This window comes from Kitasatospora sp. NPDC091257 (genome assembly GCF_044757675.1).
Classification (GTDB): domain Bacteria; phylum Actinomycetota; class Actinomycetes; order Streptomycetales; family Streptomycetaceae; genus Kitasatospora; species Kitasatospora lactacystinica.
The window spans coordinates 1-15652 of record NZ_JBIVVI010000056.1; the positions used below are offsets into that span (position 1 = coordinate 1).

The window sequence follows — 15652 nt, forward strand, 5'->3', positions numbered from 1 at the left end:
AGCTGATCGAACTCCTCCGCCGTCCACGACCGCCGGGTGACCATCGCCTCCTCCAGGCGCCGGATCTGGTCCCCCGCCACCGTGCGGACGTCCTTCTTCAGCGCGGCGAAACGCTTGCGCTCGGCCGGCGCCAGCTCGGCGTCGTCCCGCACCCCCGGGACCGGAAGATCCTTGCGACGGGCGCCGTCCGCGTCCAGCACGTACGGCTTGAGCTGCTCGTCGAAGCCGACCGTGAACGTCCGGCTGCCGTAGTCGACGACGGTGGTCCCGTCGGCGTCCAGCCCGAAGTCCGGCACCAGCCGGTCCGACAGCTGCTCCCCGGACAGGCCGAGGCCGGCCGCCACCTCGGCGATCTTCTCCTGCGCCCGCGCCTTGAGCGCCTTGAACTTCACCCGCTGTGCGATGCCGTGCAGGTGGAGGAGGGCGACGTCGCTGCCGATCGCGGCCAGCGCTTCCAGGCCGTCCACCGCGCGGTGGTGCGCCCCCTCGCCCGGCCAGGCGCGGAGCATCGGCGTCAGCCGGCGGACCGTCCCGTCGTCACCGAGCCGGCCGAGCGCGTGCAGCGCCCACCCGTCCTGGGACGGCATGCCGGCCATCCGCCACTGCTCGAACACCGCCCAGCCGAAGGCCGTCAGCGACTGCGGCTCGCACACCTCCGCCACCTGGTCGAGGCCCGGGTAGAACGCCCCGGGCTTCGACAGCGCGAGCATGGTGAGCACGTGCCGCACCGTCTCGGCGGGCAGCGCGCCCTCGCCGCCGCGCACCAGCAGCTGCGGCAGCATCACCGGCTCCGCCCAGTCGCCGAGCTGGGGGAGCTTCGCCGGCAGCAGGTTCACCAGCGGGTCGGCCGACAGCAGTGCGCCCACCACCTCCTGCGCCTGCGGCCCGTACTCGCCGGCCACCGCGTGCACCGCCGGGGCGCCGTGCGCGGCAGCGATCAGCCGCAGGGCCTGCTCGGCGTTGCGCCGGGCCGCTCCGGCCTTCCCGACCGCGGCCGGAACCAGCAGCCGGGCCGCGTCCACGCCGTGCCGGGCGAACCAGGAACGGGCGGTGTCCCCGGCCGACTTGAGACGCACCAGCCAGTCCGCCATCGTCTCGGCCACCCGGACGTCCAGGTACGGCAGCAGCAGCGCCGCGTGCGCGGCCGGGTTCTGCAGCGCGGCGGCCCGTATCGGCCCGAGCGCGTCCGGCCCGAAGCGGGCGGCGACCCGGCGCAGCGCGCCCGTGGCGTCCCAGATGTACTCCTCGCCCCGCCACTGCGCGATCAGCGGACGGCCCAGCTGCTCGTCGCCGTAGGCGAACAGCGCCAGTTCCTCGTGCCGGTTGGAACGGTGCCGCGCGGCGCCGGACTGCCCGTCCGCGGCCCGCATCGTGCCGGCGATCCGCTGCCAGTCGGCGTCCGACCAGTTCGCGTACCAGGACTCGGAGACCGCCCACGCCTCCCGCTCACCCGGCAGCCACCGCAGCCGCGTCTCCTGCGGCGCGGTGAGGCCGGTCAGCACGCGGGGCCTGGCCGTGGAGCGCGGCCGGGTCCACGGCGGGCTGGTGAACAGCTCCGGCAGCGAACCGGTCGGGACGTCCGGCACCCGGTCGCCGAGATCGGTGAGCGGCCCGACCACGGCCGCCTGCTCCGGCGTCAGCTCCGGCAGCAGCTCGATCGCGGTCGCGCGGTGGGCGGCGACGTGGGCGGTGAGGAGCTGACGGGCGAGCCGCTGCGCGGCCGGATCGGCGGACGCCGCCGCGGCCTCCGCGAGGAGGCGCAGCGCACGCCGGGGGAAACGGCGCATGGCCGCCACCAGGGCTCCACGGGCCGCCTTGCCGTTCTCCTGATGGGCCAGCAGCCCCCGAAAGCCCTGGTCCGAGGGAAGCTCGGCGATCGCGTTCAGCAGGTGCTTCTGCTTGTCGCTGTAGAGGTGGTTGTTGGCCAGGGCGTGCAGCAGCAGCGGCGCGGCGCCGCCCCCGAGACCCTCCGCCACGGTCGCGATGATCTCGGTGGACCAGCCGTCCCAGTGCAGGCTCGGCGGCTGGGGGAGCTTCTCCAGCGGCTCGGCCGAGGAGAGCGAGCACAGCAGCATCGACCACTCGGCCGAGCCCAGCCGCGCGCCCGACGTCGCGCACTCCTCGGCCCAGTCGGACTCGGACGGCACCAGGTACGCCGCCGCCACCAGGCGGGCCAGGTCGGTCCGGCATCCGGCCAGGGCCTCGACCGCCGTGCGGTGGGTCTCCTCGTCGCACGCCGCCAGCAGCGACCGGACACGATCCGCGGCGGGGCGGTACGCCGCCACCGTCCGGACGGCCGCGCGTCGGACGCGCGGGTTCAGGGCGCGTGAGCCGTTCCCATCGGTCTTGACGGCCACCGTGAACAGCTCGACGGTGGCCCTGGCCGCGAACGGCAGGCCGAACTCCGCCACCCAGGCGTCGGCGGCCGTCCGGACCTTGTTGTCGGCGGAGACCGCGAACAGCGCGGCCAGCACCGCCGCGCCGACCGGGTTCCGGCTGCCGGATCGGTGGGCGCGGGCGGCCGCCACCAGGTCCGCGTCGCTGCGGTCCGAGGTGAGCGCCTGCTCCAGCCAGTCGTCCATCCGCCTCAGCGAGGCGTGGTACTCGTCCACCGCGTTCTTCACCGCGGCGGCCGGCGGGCGGGAGACGCCGCCCCGGCGGGGGAGCAGGGCCCTCCGCCAGGCCTCCGGCAGGACGAAGGCGTCCTCGTCGACCGGGCCGTCCGGGGCGTCCGGCGGCTCGGGGGCGGCGGTCGGCGGGGTCGGCGCGACGGGCCGGGCGATGGGCGGCGGGATGGGCGCCGCGCCCGCCGTGGTCTCGCGGTAGCCCTTGCGCTCCTTCTCGGCGACCGTCCTGGCGAAGTGCGCCTGCGCGGCCTCCGCGGTCGGGAACTCCTTGCTCTGCTCCCGCCCGGCGGTGCCGGATCGGCCGTAGCGCACGGTCACCGCGGCACCGTCGACCGCGGCCTCCCAGAACTTGTCCGAGCCGCCCTCGACGAACTCCCAGCGCCGCACAGCTCCGCCCCTCTCCTCGACACGTTTGATCAGGGGAGGAACAGTAGCGAGGCCCACCGACAGGCCGACCGCCGGACCGCCTGTCACGGCGGTCCGGACCGCCCGGCGCGGTCAGGGCGCGAGCGGCGAGGGCGGCCCGGCAGGCCGCCCGCGGCGAGGTTCGGAGCGGCGGACGGTCTACCGGGCGGGCCGGCTCGCGGCCAGCAGGTCGTGCAGGAGGGGGAGCAGGTCCTCGGAGTCGGCCTCGGCGAGCTCGCCGAACGCGCCGCTCGTGCGGGCCAGGACGATCCCGGCGAAGGCCGCCGCCGCCAGTTCGGCCCGCAGCCGGGGCCGGTCGGCCTGTTCGGCGGTGAAGCGGTCCTGCAGCGGCTGCACCAGCCGCTCGTGGAGGTAGGTGCGCGCTGCCCGCTGCACCTCGGTGTTGTCGCCGGGCAGCACCGCGGCCTGGAAGGTCGGGCCGGGGCCGCGCCGGGAGAAGCGTTCCAGCAGGCCGCGCAGCCGGTCCTCCTCCAGGAGGTCGGCCGGTGCCGTGTCGCCCAGCTCCATCTGGACGGCGGCCAGGTAGAGCTGCGTCTTCCCGCCGAAGTATCGGGCGATCAGCGCCGGGTCGACGCCGGCCCGGTCGCCGATCTCCCGGATGGTGGTGCGTTCGAATCCACGCTCGGCGAAGAGTTCCGTCGCCGCCCGGATCAGGAGTTCCCGGCTGCGGGCGGCGTCGCGGCGCCGGGGTGCCGCGGACCCCGGTCCGCCGCCGTTCGTGGCGGCGGACCCGCCGGCCTCGGGGGCTGCGCAGGCCTCGGGAGTGGCGCCGGCCTCGGGGGTGGCGTCGGTCACCGCTCGGCCCCGGCCCGCAGGACGGGTGCCTCGCTCCCGCCGACAACCATGTCGTCGATGCTCTCTTCCACGATCAGCCCCTCGTCCACGCGGGCACCCTTCCGGGAGCCGGTCGCGGCACCGAGCCGCGGCAGGACGATCGTAGCCAGGCCGATCACCACCCACACCGCGCAGCCGATCAGCGCCGCGTCCCGGTAGCCGCTGTCGGTGGGCAGCTGCCGTCCCGGCGCGGTGTGCGCCTGGAGCACGGCGCCGCACAGCGCGCTGCCGGTGGAGTAGCCGACGTAGCGCAGCACCTGGTTGAAGCTGACCGAACTGCCGACCTCGTGGGCCGGCACCGCGTTGACGATCAGCCCCGGCATGACGGCGAAGGTGCAGCCGACACCGAGTCCGGCGATCGCCATCACCACCATGAGTTCCCAGAGGTGGTCGCGGGCGGACAGGAAGAGCAGCACCGACACCAGCGAGACCGCGCAGCCCAGCGGGAGCACCAGGGCGGAGGAGGTGCGCCGGGCGAGCCCGGGGACCACCTTGCTGGACAGCAGGCTGGCCGCCGAGAACGGCAGCAGGACGAGGCCGGCGACCACGACCGAGGCGCCGAGGCCGTAGCCGGCGGCGGTCGGGGTCTGGACGTAGCGGATCACCAGCGACATCAGCAGGTACATCCCGACGCCGGCGACCAGCCCGGCCACGTCCGCGGTCAGGACGACGGGATTGCGCAGCGAGCGCAGGTCGACCAGCGGGTGGGCGGTGCGCAGCTCGTGCCACAGCCAGCCGGCCAGCAGCAGGAGGGAGAGGACCGCCACCGTCCGCAGCCGGGCGCTGTCCCAGCCCCAGGTCTCGCCCTCGCTGAGCACGAGCAGGAGGCCGACCAGGGTCAGGCCGAGCAGCACCGCGCCGGGCACGTCCAGTGGGCGCCTCTCACGGTCCGTGGTCGGGGGCAGCACCAGGGCGGCCAGCAGGAGGGCCAGGGCGCTGATCACGGCGCCGAACCAGAAGCCCGCGTGGATGCCGAAGGATTCGGCTATCAGGCCGGTGATCGGGTAGCCGAGGCCGACGCCGGCGACGGTGGTGATGGACAGGAGCGCGACCGCCGAGCGGGAGGCCGCGGGGGGAAGGTTGTCCCGTGCGGTGGCGATGGCCAGCGGGGTGAGTCCGAGCCCGACCCCCTGCAGCGCGCGCCCCGCGACCAGCCAGCCGAAGCCGAGCGGCAGCGAGGCCAGCACGCTGCCGAGCACCACCACGGCGGCGGCGGTGAGGGTGACCGTACGGCGGTGCGGTCCGTCGCCCAGACGACCGAGCACCGGGGTGGTGACCGCTCCGACCAGCATGGTGATGGTCAGGGACCACTGGGCCTCGGAGAGCGAGACGTGGTCGACGGCCGCGATGGTGGGGATCATCGGCGCGCCGAGACTGCTGATCACCGCCACCACTGCGCTGAGGAACACCAGGACGGGCACCAGGGCCTGTTCGCGGCGCGTCGACAGGGTCTCCATCGGCGTGTCCTTTTCGTCGGAGATCGAGTGGTCGAACCGGGGGTTGGAGGCCCTCGGAATCCAGCCGTGTCCGATGGGACCAGCCGTGTCCGATGGGAGATGCCACCCGTTGTCATCGTGCGATGTCATCACATGATGACATGCTTCGGCATGGGACGATTCCACCCGAGACGCGGAAGTCCGTGGACCGGGGGCGAAGTGGGCGAGCCGGTCATCATCGTGGAATCGCCCGCCGGGGGCGCGCTCCGAGCAGGTGTCCGCCCGGCTGGAGCAGCTGCTGTCGGGCTGGCCCTCGCGAGTTCGGCCCGTCGGCCTCCGTCGGGACGGAGTGCAACGACGCGGGCGGGCGGCCCGAGCGGGCCGTCGATCCGGTCTCCCCGGTGGCGGGCGTGACCGTGTTCCTCACCGGCCTGACGCTCACCGCCGCCGCCCGCAGGCTCATCGACGAGATGACCAGGGTCTTCCGGTCGCCGCACGAGGCCAAGCACGCCTGGCTGGTGCTGCGCGGCGCGCGGGTCGATCTCAGGGCGGTCGAACCGGCCGACGTCCCGACCGGGGCGACCGGCCGCGCCGGTGCGTGCGACCTCGACGCCGGCCAGGACGGCGCCGAGGCCGACCGTCCGGGTCCGGCGATCGCGGCACTCTCGCCGCCGGACCGCTTCACGGTCCAAACACCGGACACCCACGCCGCCTCCCCACTAAGGTGAGGCCCGATTCACCGCTCGGCCATCCCCCTGACCAGTGGGCATCCAGCATGCCCGCCGCCAGGACTGGAGTGAACCGACCATGCGTCCTCGTCCCCTCTGGAAGCGCCTCACCGGCGCGGTCGTCCGCCGTGGCACAGGCGCCACCCTGGGCGCGCTCGCGCTCATCGCCGCCTTCGTCCTCGCGGGCACCGCCGCCGGCACGTCCAGTGCGGCCGCCCAGCCGGCCGGCGTCACGAGTGTCACCAGCTCCGGCCAGTGGGCCTGCGCCGGAGCAGCCATCCCGAACGGATGGGTCCTCACCGCCTACAACAAGGACGGCTGCAGCGGCTGGGGCTCGTGGTTCCAGCAGCCGGAGGCGGACGGCCTGTACAGCTGCGGCGGCTCCCCGATCATCTCGGGGTACGTCATCACCGACTACGCCAAGCTCGGCTGCAACGGTGTGGGCTCGTGGCGGCACAACCTCGTCCAGGACGGGATCTGGACGTGCGGCGGCTCCCCGATCGTCTCGGGCTACGTCGTGACCGGCTGCGTGGTCTACGGCTGCAACGGGGTCGGTGCCTGGTACCGCCAGATCGCCAAGGCCGGCCTGGTCACCTGTCCCAACTCGCCGATCCCGCCGGGCTTCCGTTCGGGCGGCTACTGGGGGGCCGGCTGCACCGGCCACGGCGGCTTCTACCTCCTCAGCGCCTGACCCCGCGCCACGTCCGCTGCACCGGAGGCACCGCACGTCGTGCGGTGCCTCCGGCACGTCCCCGCTCGACCCGAGCGGGTGGCGGCGCTCCCGTACCTGCGGCGGTCACCGAGCGGCGGTGGCGCGGGTGTGCCGAGTCCGTGCTGCCGCCAGCCGCGCAGCAGCTCGAAGTCGAGCACGGCGCCGCGTGCCGCGTCGGCCCGCACCAGCTCCAGCGCACCGGTGGCGGGTGGCCGGGCGGGGGTTGCCCACGGGCGGGGGACAGCGTGCCTGCACCGGACCGGACGACGGCACCGCCGAGGCGCTCCGGGCGATCGCCTCGACGGAGCCCGCCGACCGCGAGGCTCTGCTGCCGGCCGCCTACCGAGCCTTCGCCGGTCAGCTGGACGGCAGCAACGCGGCTCGCCGGCACGAGGAACCGGAGCTCCGGTTCAAGGAGCGCGAGCAGCGGCGGCAGGGTGAGACGGGGTGAGGGAGCGGGCTCGGCCGGCCGCCGCGGCCTTGCGTCGGGCACGGGCGGTCAGGTTCGCGGTTTCCGCCAGTGCCTTCGTCCGCTCCATGGTCCGCTGGTTGGGCTTCGCTCGGTCGGACGCCTGTGGCTCCTTGGCACGGGTCGGGACGGCCGAAATCCTGGTCGCGGCGAAGAGCAACGCGCCGGTGGCGTCCGCGTCGTGGGATGCGACCCACGTGATCGGTTCGGCGCCGGGTACGCGCGGGGTACGTGCCGACGCCGCCGGCTCAGGTGAGGAGCACGGCCGTGAGGCCGTGGATGCCCGGGCCTTCGAGGTGGACCTCGGCCGGCGTGGTGCCCCTGGCGGCCGAGGCGCCGGAGCGCCCGCGCGCTCCGGCGGTACCCGCCTGCCGTCGTCAGTGCAGCAGCACCCGCAGGCTGAGCAGTCCCCGGTGCCTTGGGTTTTCCTGCCACTGCGCGGCGGCGGCCGGTTCGGCCAGGCGCAGGGCCGGGAAGCGGCGCAGCAGTTCGCTGAACGCGACCTCGGCCTGTAGCCGGCCCAGCTGTGCGCCGAGGCAATGGTGGATGCCGTGGCCGAACGCGAGGTGTCGGGTGGCGTCCGGGCGGGTGATGTCGAAGCGGTCGGGGTCGGCGAAGACGGCCGGGTCGCGGTTGGCGGCGAGCAGCGCGATCTGGACGAATTCGCCGGCCGGGATCGTGGTGCCCGCGATCGTCACCGGCTCGGTCGTGCGGCGTAGCGAGGCGATGCTGAACGGGCTCTCGTAGCGCAGGACTTCCTCGATCGCGCCGGGAAGCAGCTCCGGATTCGCACGCAGCGTCGTGAGTTGTTCGGTGTGGCCGAGCAACGCATGGATGCCGTTCGCGATCAGGTTGACGGTGCTCTGGTGGCCGGCGATCGCGAGCAGGAACGCCATCGAGGTGATCTCGGCCTCGGTCAGCCGGTCGCCGCCCGCCTGGGCGGCGAGCAGTTCGGAGATCAGGTCGTCGCCCGGGTGGGTGCGCTTGTGGTCGACCAGGGCGCGCAGGTAGTCCGCCATGCCTTCGGCAGTCTCCACCGAGACCTCGCCGTCCGCTCCGCCGTCGCCGTCCGCCCCGCCGTCGTCGTCCGAGCCGGCATCGACCGCGTTGCCCCGGACTTGGAGGTTCTCCCGTTCGGCCTGCGGCGCGCCGAACAGCTCGAAGACCACCGCGAGTGGCAGCGGCAGCGCGAACTCGCTGATCAGCTCGGCCGAGTCGAGCCCGTCCAGCTGGTCCAGCAGCGCGCCGACGTGGCGCTCGACCATCGGTCGTAGGGTCGCCACCTGCCGCCCGGTGTAAGCCTGTTGGACCAGCTTGCGAAGTCGGGTGTGCTCCGGGGGGTCGGAGTTGAGCATATGCGTCATCAGGTCGCGGCCCGGGCCTCCCTCGGAGTTCCCGACGTGTTGGGCGAACGCCTCGGTGACGGCCTTCTTGCTCAGCCGGGGGTCGGCGAGGGCGCTCCGACACTCGGCGTGGCCCGTGACGACCCAGCCTTCGAGTCCGGCCGCGCCGCCGAACCGGACCTTGCGGGCGCCACCCTCGGTGCGCCAGCGGCGGTACGCGGTGTGCGGGTCGGCGTAGAACCGGCCGTCGGCGAACTCCGATTCGGTAACGCCGTGTTCGGTGTGTATGTGATCAGCGTGCATCGCGTGCCTTCAGGACGCGGACCTCGCTGACGCCGAGCAGGCCGAGCAGCGGCACCTTGGCGGTCCGCTGATCGGGGTCGACGACCAGGCCGGCTGCCCGGATCTGGTCCAGCAGCAGTTCGGCGAGCGGCATCACCATGTGCCGGCCCCAGCAGCGTTCGGAGGAGTGCCCGAACGGCAGGTAGCCGGGAGTGCTGTCCGGGTCGAGGTGGTCCCAGCGCTCGGGGCGGAACTCGTCCGGGGCCTCCCACAGCGCCGGGTCGCGATGTGAGAGCAGCGGCAGGACGAGGACGTCGTCGCCCGCACCGATCCGTGGATCGAGAGCGGGGTACTCGGGCGATGCGCGGCGCAGGATGTTCCACGACGGCGGCAGCATGCGCAGTGACTCGAGGATGATGTTCCGGTTCGGCGTGCTGTCGTTGAACGGCGAGCCGAGCCAGAGCGCGTTCGCGACCAGGGTGGAGATGGTGAAGCAGACGGGTGCGGCGGCTCGGCGGTACATGCCCAGCGCGTACCGTCGATCCTGGTAGTCGGCCGCCTTGGCGGTGAGCTTGCCGAGTTCGGTGAGGTCGTCGCCGGGCTTGGGCCTACCGGGCAGTGCGGCGCCGACCGAGATGACCAACCAGGTGAGCAGCGGCGTCAGTTCGAGGTTGCGGCTCATCAGGATTCGCAGCCGGCGCGGGTCCCGACCGAGGATGAGGTCGCGCAGGAAGAGATGACCGGTGAGCGGCCACGGACCGGACAGGTCGATGTTCTGCGGCAGCGGGGCCTTCAGCGCCTCGCGCACGTCGCTGCCGATCGTCCGCGTCACCGAGGACGCCTCGGTGCGGGTGATCGAACGTCCGTGCAGCGGTTTGAATGTGGGCCGTTCGATCTCGGTGGCGCGCCGGGCGGCGAGGATCCGGTCGGTGAGCTCGGGCCCGGCGACCCCGATCGTGTCGGGTTCGAGCCGGACGGCGTCCTTACCTAGATGGTCCCTGAGCAGGGCCTCAAGTCGGGGGGAGAGCACGGTGTTTCGCGAACGGGCGGAGGCGGGGGAGAGTGCCATGTGATGTCTCCGAGACTTTGCCGGGGCCGGTCTCCGTCCCCGCCCGGGCCCGATCTCTCGGCGGAGGCCGCGAGGGGGCAGGGGCGGGGACGGATCAGCTGTTCAGGTACCGGGGGTACCGATCAGTCGGCTTAGTACCAGACGTACCAAGCGCTGGCCTTCAGGCTCTTCTTGGCGAAGGACGCGTCACGGATGGCGAACAGGATCTTCATCATTGGTTCTCCCTTTCATTACCGGATGGCTGAGTGAACGTAGGGCCACTCTGCAGTTGCCCTACAGGCGTATCCACGCAGCCGGGTCTCCGGCAGGTTCACCTCAGTGGGCGGATCTTTCCGAGAGACTGGGGGATGTGAGGGGTTTGCCAGCGTATCTTCTGATTCTTCTCCTGCGGCGGTGTGACCGCTGTGCCGGGCGCCTTGGCCCCCAGGCAGCGGGCGGTACGGTGTCGGGCCTCCGGATCGGGGCCATGATGCTCTGGCACGACACGTTCATCCGGGACGAGCGGGTCACCCTGCCGGTCGCCGGGCACGAGGCCACGGCGACCACGCCGACCGGGCTGCTGCCGTTCCTCAGGACACGCTGAACCTCAGAAGGAGGCGGGGGCACGGCGCCGCGACCTCGTCCTCAGGAGGAGGGCCCCATGCCGCGAGTGCGGCGGAAACCCCCTGTGGGCCGGATTCCAGATAGCAGATCATGTTCACCGGGTACCGACTGTTGTCGAACATGTAGCGGTCCATCGGTGTCGGCTCCTCGCTTATTCGCAGCCCTCGCTCGTCGGGTGGGCCGATCCGGTGCCAGTCGGGATGCAGATGGATGGAGCCCAGGATCTCGACCCCGTCACGGTCCGCCTGCCGGTGAATACGCAGCAGATCCTGCGAGCTGCACCAGAATCCCCGACGGGGGTTTCGGTAGGCGCTTCCGAAGCACGGCTCTATGGAGCGCGAGAACTCTTCGAGCGCCATCGGGTCGGTGGCACGGACGTTGGTCGCGAACTGGACCGAGGTGACGGCCGCGACACCGTCGTCGACGGTGCCGAGCAGGAGGGCGAAACAGGAGGGTGGTTCCTGCGGGGTACAGGCCTCGTATTCATCGCGCGCTACCGAGATGAACGACTTGAGGGCGTCGAATCCGATCAGGGCGGTGTGGGGGGTGACGTTCACGGCGGCTTCTCCTCCTTCAGTCGACATGCGCATGGTGGTCCGCCGCGGTGGTCCGTGAAGCGAGATCCAGCGAGTGAACCTCGGCCGGGGAGAGTTCCAGGGTCGCTCCCGGGGTCAGTTCGGCGAGCTGCTCGGGCGTCCTGCTGCTGGCGAGCGGAGCGACGACATGGGGCTGCGCCCTCAGCCAGGCCAGGGCCACCGCGGCGGGGGCGGTGCCGTGCTCGGCGGCGATCGTGTCCAGCGTCCGGAGCACCGTGCGGCCGCGGGGCGTTTCGCCGTACGGTCGTGCCGCGTCGCTGCGGACGCTGGGAACGGCGGGTGCGCCTTCGCGGTACTTGCCCGTCAGGAAGCCCTGCGCCAGGGCGAAGTACGGGACGCAGGAGACGCCCTCGCGCTCGCAGACCGGGGCGATCCCACTCTCGAAGGGCTCGCGTTCCATGAGGTTGTAGGGAGGCTGGACCGCCACGTACGAGGCGAGCCCCGAACGCTTCGAGACCTCAAGGGATTCGGCCAGCCTGGGGCCGCTGATGTTCGAGGCGCCGATATGGCGCACCTTCCCTGCCGTGATCAGCGTGTCGAGTGCGGCGAGGGTCTCTTCGAGGGGAGTTTCCGGGTCGTCCGCGTGCGTGTAGTAGAGGTCGATATGATCCGTCCGCAGACGGCGCAGGGATTCCTCCACCGCCTGGTGGACGACCTTCGCCGTGAGCCCGGACAGTCCGTTCAGTCGGCCTACCTTCGTGGCGATGACGAAACGGTCCCGCTGGCCGCGCGCGGCCAGCCAGTTGCCGATGATGGACTCGGACTCCCCGCCCGTGTTTCCGGGGGCCCACTGGGAATAGGAGTCGGCGGTGTCGATGAAGTTCCCGCCTGCGGCGGCGTAGGCATCGAGGACGCGGAAGGATGTCCGCTCGTCGACGGTCCATCCGAAGACGCTGCCGCCGAGGCAGAGTGGAAAGACGTCGAGCTCGGAATGTGCGATGGTAACCAATGGACGCTTTCTGGTTCTTACCGGATTCGGTGGTCGGTTCCGGTGCGGAGGGTGGGGCACAGGGGGGGCGCGGCTCGGCGCGACTTCCCACGTCGCTCCCACCTGAGGGGTCGACTGACGCCCCCGCCAGCAATGTCCGATGAATAGCGTGCACTTGACGGTCAGTCAGTGCGGAAACCGATACTACCTTCCGGTCCGGCGCCATGCCGAGGCCTCGGCCGGATTCCGTCGTGGTCGGGGTGTGCGCCTGCGCCGTCGTTCTGCGCTCGAACGGCTCGACGGCGAGGCCGCCCCCGGTGGTTACCGGGCCGACGCGGGTCGCGGCCGGGGCGTGGGTCGCAGGCTGTAGGCGCGGGTGGTCCCTTCGCCCGATCTCCCGTGGTAGGAAGGCGATCCAGCCTCGCGGCATGCGAAGGCCATGCGTGCCAGGGCGGTGGCCGGGCGCGGGATCGGACCAGCGCCCGGCATGGGTGGCGGCGCGCTCGACACAGGCCTCCACCGCCTTCGCGGCGGAGTGATCGCTTCCGGGACGCCGGTCGCACGCGGCGTTTCCGGCCCCGGGTCAGTGAGCCGTTCTATGAGGAAGCCGTTCCGCTCAGGACTTGAGCCGCGAAGCTCGGGGAGGACGCGAGCCGGCTCGGCATGAGCACGGGCGCCGTTCGGCACGGGCGGGTGGCCGATGACGGCTTCTGGGTTCCCTGTCCGGAGGGCGGTGGGGGTTTCACGAGCTTCGGCCCTTGCCCGAGGATCGAGGGCGCCGCCGGTCAGGGCGGGGACTGCGGCACCGCCATCGTGGTCGAGGACGGTCACCAGGTCATCGATGTGTACTGCTTCTCCTCGCAGAGCGAGACCTGCACGGTGGCGTCCGGAATTCCCTCCTCCGTCCAGGACTTGGAGCAGCGGGGTACCCAGGTCGTGGCCCACCGGGGTGGCAGGGTGAGGTCCGGGAGCCGGGCGCTGGCCAGGTGGCGGCCGACCGGGAAGGCGCGCCGGCCGGAGCCGGCGGAAACAGAGCGTCAGGGGCCATCCGGCGAACAGGGCAGCCGCTCGGAGAAGGCGCACATTGGGGCTTCCGCAGGTCGAGGGGCATTCCTGGACGCAGTTCTACCTGCCCGTCAGTTGTCTGGGCCGTACACCATCGTCACCGGCGGAGCGTGGTCGGCAACCGTCAGTCTGCGCCTGACGAAGGTGAGGCAGGGTGCGGCTGGGGTCGAACCGTTGGCGGCCACGTGGATTGACGAGTGGCCTCACATGTGAACGGCCATCAGATGGTCAACGCGCGAGCGGACAGACGCCTTTTGTCAAAGGTCCACCCGTTCGAGTGTGGGGTGTTCGAGGGCGTCTGCTGGCCCGGGCGGTAGGGGACCTCCTGTGAGCAGCATGACGGCTTCGGTGCCGGTTCGGGCGGGGTTCGCGTGTCTCGGACACGCACGGGGATGAGGGCGAGGTCTCGCATCTGGTGCAGGCGGAGTCGGCGACCCGGCACGCGGTCTCGAAGGAGTGGGAGATCGTCGGGTCAAGAACCCGAGCGGGGCGACGGTCGCCTCGATCGGCTACGGCGACGACCTCAACAACCGGCTGGCGTCGAAGGCCACGACCGGCACGGCCGGGGCCGCCATCAACCAGTACGGTCACGACTCGGCCGGGCGCCCCACCAGCTGGAACAACGGCACCACCGCCACCGCTTACACCTGGGACGCGGCTGGCAACCGCACTTCGGTGGGAGGTGTCACCTCCACCTTCGACGAGCGCGACGAGCTGCTGAACGACGGCACAACGACCTACAGTTACTCGGCTCGTGGCACGTTGACGGGCAGCACGGCCAAGGACTCCCAGCCCAAGGACGTCCAGTTCGACGGCTTCGACCGGATGGCCAAGGAAGGACCGTCCACTTTCACCTACGACTCGGCCGACCGCGTTGCCCAAGCAGGGACCACCACCTTCACCTACGACGGCGGCTCCAACAACGTCGTCACCGACGGCACTGCCAGCTGCACCCGCACCCCCGGCGGCCGGATCCTCGGCACGGCAGCGGCAGGCACGAGGTCCAACCCGCGCCTGGTGATCAGTGACCAGCACGCCGACGTGGTCGCCACCATCGACCCCTCGGGAAAGAGCGTCGCCGGCTCGACGGCCTACGATCCCTTCGGCAAGCCCACGGCGAGCGCCGCCGCCACCAACTCGCTCGGATAACAGAGTGGTTGGACCGAACCGGCCTCCGGCGACGTCAACATGGCCGCCCGCTGGTACCGCCCGGGCAGCGGCACCTTCGCCTCCGGCCTGCCTGTCCGACGTGCAGGCAGGCCTGATCGACGGCCACGCGCAGGTGTCGAGCATCGGGGGCAGAGCGTTCCTCTCCGTGTCAGTGGTGCTGAGGCCGTAGATGTACTTGATGTTGGTCCGGGCGCGGGAGCACGCGCACTCGTACAAGCGGAGCGGTGGGCGCCACGTGCCGAGGCCCTTGTCGGCCTTGGCCTGTCCGAGATGCTAGTCAGGCAACTGATTTCGGCTGCTGCGGTCGTCGCACGGCTTGCCCCGAGCGACGACCGCAGCAGCCGTGGCCCCGCTAATGGACTGGACAGCGATCAGCAATTTCAGTGCTACAGGGGTCGGTCGAGGTCGAAGATGGTGGTCACTGGTGCGTAGTCGCTCCATCGCTCGGCGCGGGTGGCGGCGCGGTCCACATAGGCTCGACGGCCTTACCGCCAAGAGTCTTGGTGGACACGGTTAGGTCAATGTGCCGGCCTTCTCGTCGCCGACGATGAACCGGCGGGCCGCGCGCAGGGTCAGCTTCCAGCCCGGCGGGCGGTGGTCGCGGTCCTCGGCGCGCAGCGCGGCCAGCTCCTTCGCGTACCGGACCTCGGTGGGCGGTCGCTGGAGCTCCTCCTCGGCGGTGTTCGTGGTCACGGCGGCCTTTCCCGGGCGGTCGTCGGTGAGGTGGCGAGGGGTCACAGCGTGGTCAGCTCGGTGAGGTCGGCGATCACCTCGGAGGCCATCGCCGGGTCGAGCTCGGCGAAGGTCGGGAAGGTGCGGTTGTGGGTCCAGTAGTCTCCCGGGCGCCTGTCGAGCCACACCGTTTCCACGCGCTGCTCGGGGTACGAGTCGAACATGCCGACGGCGATGCCCTCCTCCGGTGCGAGGACCACGTAGCGGTCGGGCCCGACCCGGCGGGACAGCCAGCGCTCGACGCCGTTGTCCTCGGGCTCGCCGCGCTGCCAGCCGCGCCGTTCCATGCCGACCAGCCGGGTGGTGGGCAGCATCGGACCGTTCTCGAAGCGGGTCAGGCGGTGGCCGGCCCGCTCCTCGTCGCTCAGCGCGTACACCGGGCGGCCGAGCTGACGGAACGGCTGCAGGATCTCGTAGTCGGCGAAGAGCTCCGACCAGGCGGCGAGGCCATCGCCGAGCAGGAGCGGGTGGGCCAGTCGGACGGTGGCCCCGGCGGGCAGCACGAACACCTCGTCCGCGACGTCCGCCAGGGTGCGGTCCTCGGCGACCCGGAACGCCGTCGTGGCGCCGTCCGCCTCGGCCAGCCACACCAGCCGGCGCACCAGGTGCCACAGCAGCGGATGCCCGACGAA

General features: G+C 72.0%; 14 protein-coding genes and 1 pseudogene. 4 read left to right on the forward strand and 11 right to left on the reverse strand.

Features of this window, described 5'->3' with window-relative positions; all coding sequences use genetic code 11:
- The 3 genes from ACIQOV_RS04490 to ACIQOV_RS04500 all read right to left on the reverse strand — a co-directional run.
- Window positions 1-3014 (reverse strand): WGR domain-containing protein (locus ACIQOV_RS04490; RefSeq protein WP_401044802.1); only part of this gene is annotated, 3014 nt, incomplete at its 3' end.
- A gap of 177 nt (window positions 3015-3191) precedes the next feature.
- Window positions 3192-3848, reverse strand: a complete 657-nt coding sequence (locus ACIQOV_RS04495) for a helix-turn-helix domain-containing protein (protein ID WP_401044804.1) — start codon at window positions 3846-3848, stop codon at window positions 3192-3194.
- Window positions 3845-5344, reverse strand: a complete 1500-nt coding sequence (locus ACIQOV_RS04500) for an MFS transporter (RefSeq protein ID WP_401044806.1) — start codon at window positions 5342-5344, stop codon at window positions 3845-3847. Before ACIQOV_RS04500 ends, ACIQOV_RS04495 begins: the two co-directional genes overlap by 4 nt.
- Before the next feature lie 389 nt (window positions 5345-5733).
- Here ACIQOV_RS04500 and ACIQOV_RS04505 point away from each other — a divergent pair, with 389 nt between their 5' ends.
- The 3 genes from ACIQOV_RS04505 (at window position 5734) to ACIQOV_RS04515 (ending at window position 7214) form a co-directional block, all read left to right on the forward strand.
- Window positions 5734-6051, forward strand: coding sequence for a hypothetical protein (locus ACIQOV_RS04505; protein ID WP_401044808.1), 318 nt, complete (start codon window positions 5734-5736; stop codon window positions 6049-6051).
- Window positions 6052-6130: 79 nt separating this feature from the next.
- Entirely contained in the window at window positions 6131-6742 is a 612-nt protein-coding gene (locus tag ACIQOV_RS04510) for a hypothetical protein (protein ID WP_401044811.1), read from the forward strand.
- A 244-nt stretch (window positions 6743-6986) separates the two neighbouring features.
- On the forward strand, window positions 6987-7214 hold the full coding sequence (locus ACIQOV_RS04515) for a hypothetical protein (RefSeq protein WP_401044813.1): 228 nt from the start codon (window positions 6987-6989) through the stop codon (window positions 7212-7214).
- A 395-nt stretch (window positions 7215-7609) separates the two neighbouring features.
- On the opposite strand, the gene ACIQOV_RS04520 is transcribed toward ACIQOV_RS04515, so the two are convergent.
- The 5 genes from ACIQOV_RS04520 to ACIQOV_RS04540 form a co-directional block, all read right to left on the reverse strand.
- Window positions 7610-8878 (reverse strand): cytochrome P450, encoded by a 1269-nt coding sequence (locus ACIQOV_RS04520; RefSeq protein WP_401044816.1) that lies wholly within the window; start codon window positions 8876-8878, stop codon window positions 7610-7612.
- Window positions 8868-9926, reverse strand: coding sequence for a cytochrome P450 (locus ACIQOV_RS04525; RefSeq protein WP_401044819.1), 1059 nt, complete (start codon window positions 9924-9926; stop codon window positions 8868-8870). The genes ACIQOV_RS04520 and ACIQOV_RS04525 overlap by 11 nt, the downstream gene beginning before the upstream one ends.
- A 131-nt stretch (window positions 9927-10057) precedes the next feature.
- Window positions 10058-10141 (reverse strand): tryptorubin family RiPP precursor, encoded by an 84-nt coding sequence (locus ACIQOV_RS04530; RefSeq protein ID WP_401044834.1) that lies wholly within the window; start codon window positions 10139-10141, stop codon window positions 10058-10060.
- 354 nt (window positions 10142-10495) lie between these two features.
- Window positions 10496-11086, reverse strand: coding sequence for a hypothetical protein (locus ACIQOV_RS04535; protein ID WP_401044821.1), 591 nt, complete (start codon window positions 11084-11086; stop codon window positions 10496-10498).
- Between the two features lie 16 nt (window positions 11087-11102).
- On the reverse strand, window positions 11103-12074 hold the full coding sequence (locus ACIQOV_RS04540) for an aldo/keto reductase (protein WP_401044824.1): 972 nt from the start codon (window positions 12072-12074) through the stop codon (window positions 11103-11105).
- A gap of 1500 nt (window positions 12075-13574) precedes the next feature.
- Here ACIQOV_RS04540 and ACIQOV_RS04545 point away from each other — a divergent pair.
- Window positions 13575-14267, forward strand: a complete 693-nt coding sequence (locus ACIQOV_RS04545) for a hypothetical protein (protein WP_401044827.1) — start codon at window positions 13575-13577, stop codon at window positions 14265-14267.
- 407 nt (window positions 14268-14674) lie between these two features.
- On the opposite strand, the pseudogene ACIQOV_RS04550 reads toward ACIQOV_RS04545, so the two are convergent.
- The 3 genes and pseudogenes from ACIQOV_RS04550 to ACIQOV_RS04560 all read right to left on the reverse strand — a co-directional run.
- Window positions 14675-14820 (reverse strand): annotated as a pseudogene (locus ACIQOV_RS04550) (exodeoxyribonuclease III); the annotation flags it as partial.
- Entirely contained in the window at window positions 14802-14981 is a 180-nt protein-coding gene (locus ACIQOV_RS04555; RefSeq protein ID WP_401044829.1) for a hypothetical protein, read from the reverse strand. The pseudogene ACIQOV_RS04550 and the gene ACIQOV_RS04555, both read right to left, overlap by 19 nt.
- A gap of 41 nt (window positions 14982-15022) precedes the next feature.
- Window positions 15023-15652, reverse strand: a 630-nt coding sequence (locus ACIQOV_RS04560) for a DUF4132 domain-containing protein (RefSeq protein WP_401044832.1), incomplete at its 5' end; no start/stop codon positions are given.

What these genes read in the sequence shown, in the direction of transcription:
- ACIQOV_RS04500 (WP_401044806.1), bottom strand. Translation starts at nt 5,344, where the DNA reads ATGGAGACCCTGTCGACGCGCCGCGAACAGGCCCTGGTGCCCGTCCTG.
- ACIQOV_RS04510 (WP_401044811.1), top strand. Translation starts at nt 6,131, where the DNA reads ATGCGTCCTCGTCCCCTCTGGAAGCGCCTCACCGGCGCGGTCGTCCGC.
- ACIQOV_RS04520 (WP_401044816.1), bottom strand. Translation starts at nt 8,878, where the DNA reads ATGCACGCTGATCACATACACACCGAACACGGCGTTACCGAATCGGAG.
- ACIQOV_RS04525 (WP_401044819.1), bottom strand. Translation starts at nt 9,926, where the DNA reads ATGGCACTCTCCCCCGCCTCCGCCCGTTCGCGAAACACCGTGCTCTCC.
- ACIQOV_RS04530 (WP_401044834.1), bottom strand. Translation starts at nt 10,141, where the DNA reads ATGATGAAGATCCTGTTCGCCATCCGTGACGCGTCCTTCGCCAAGAAG.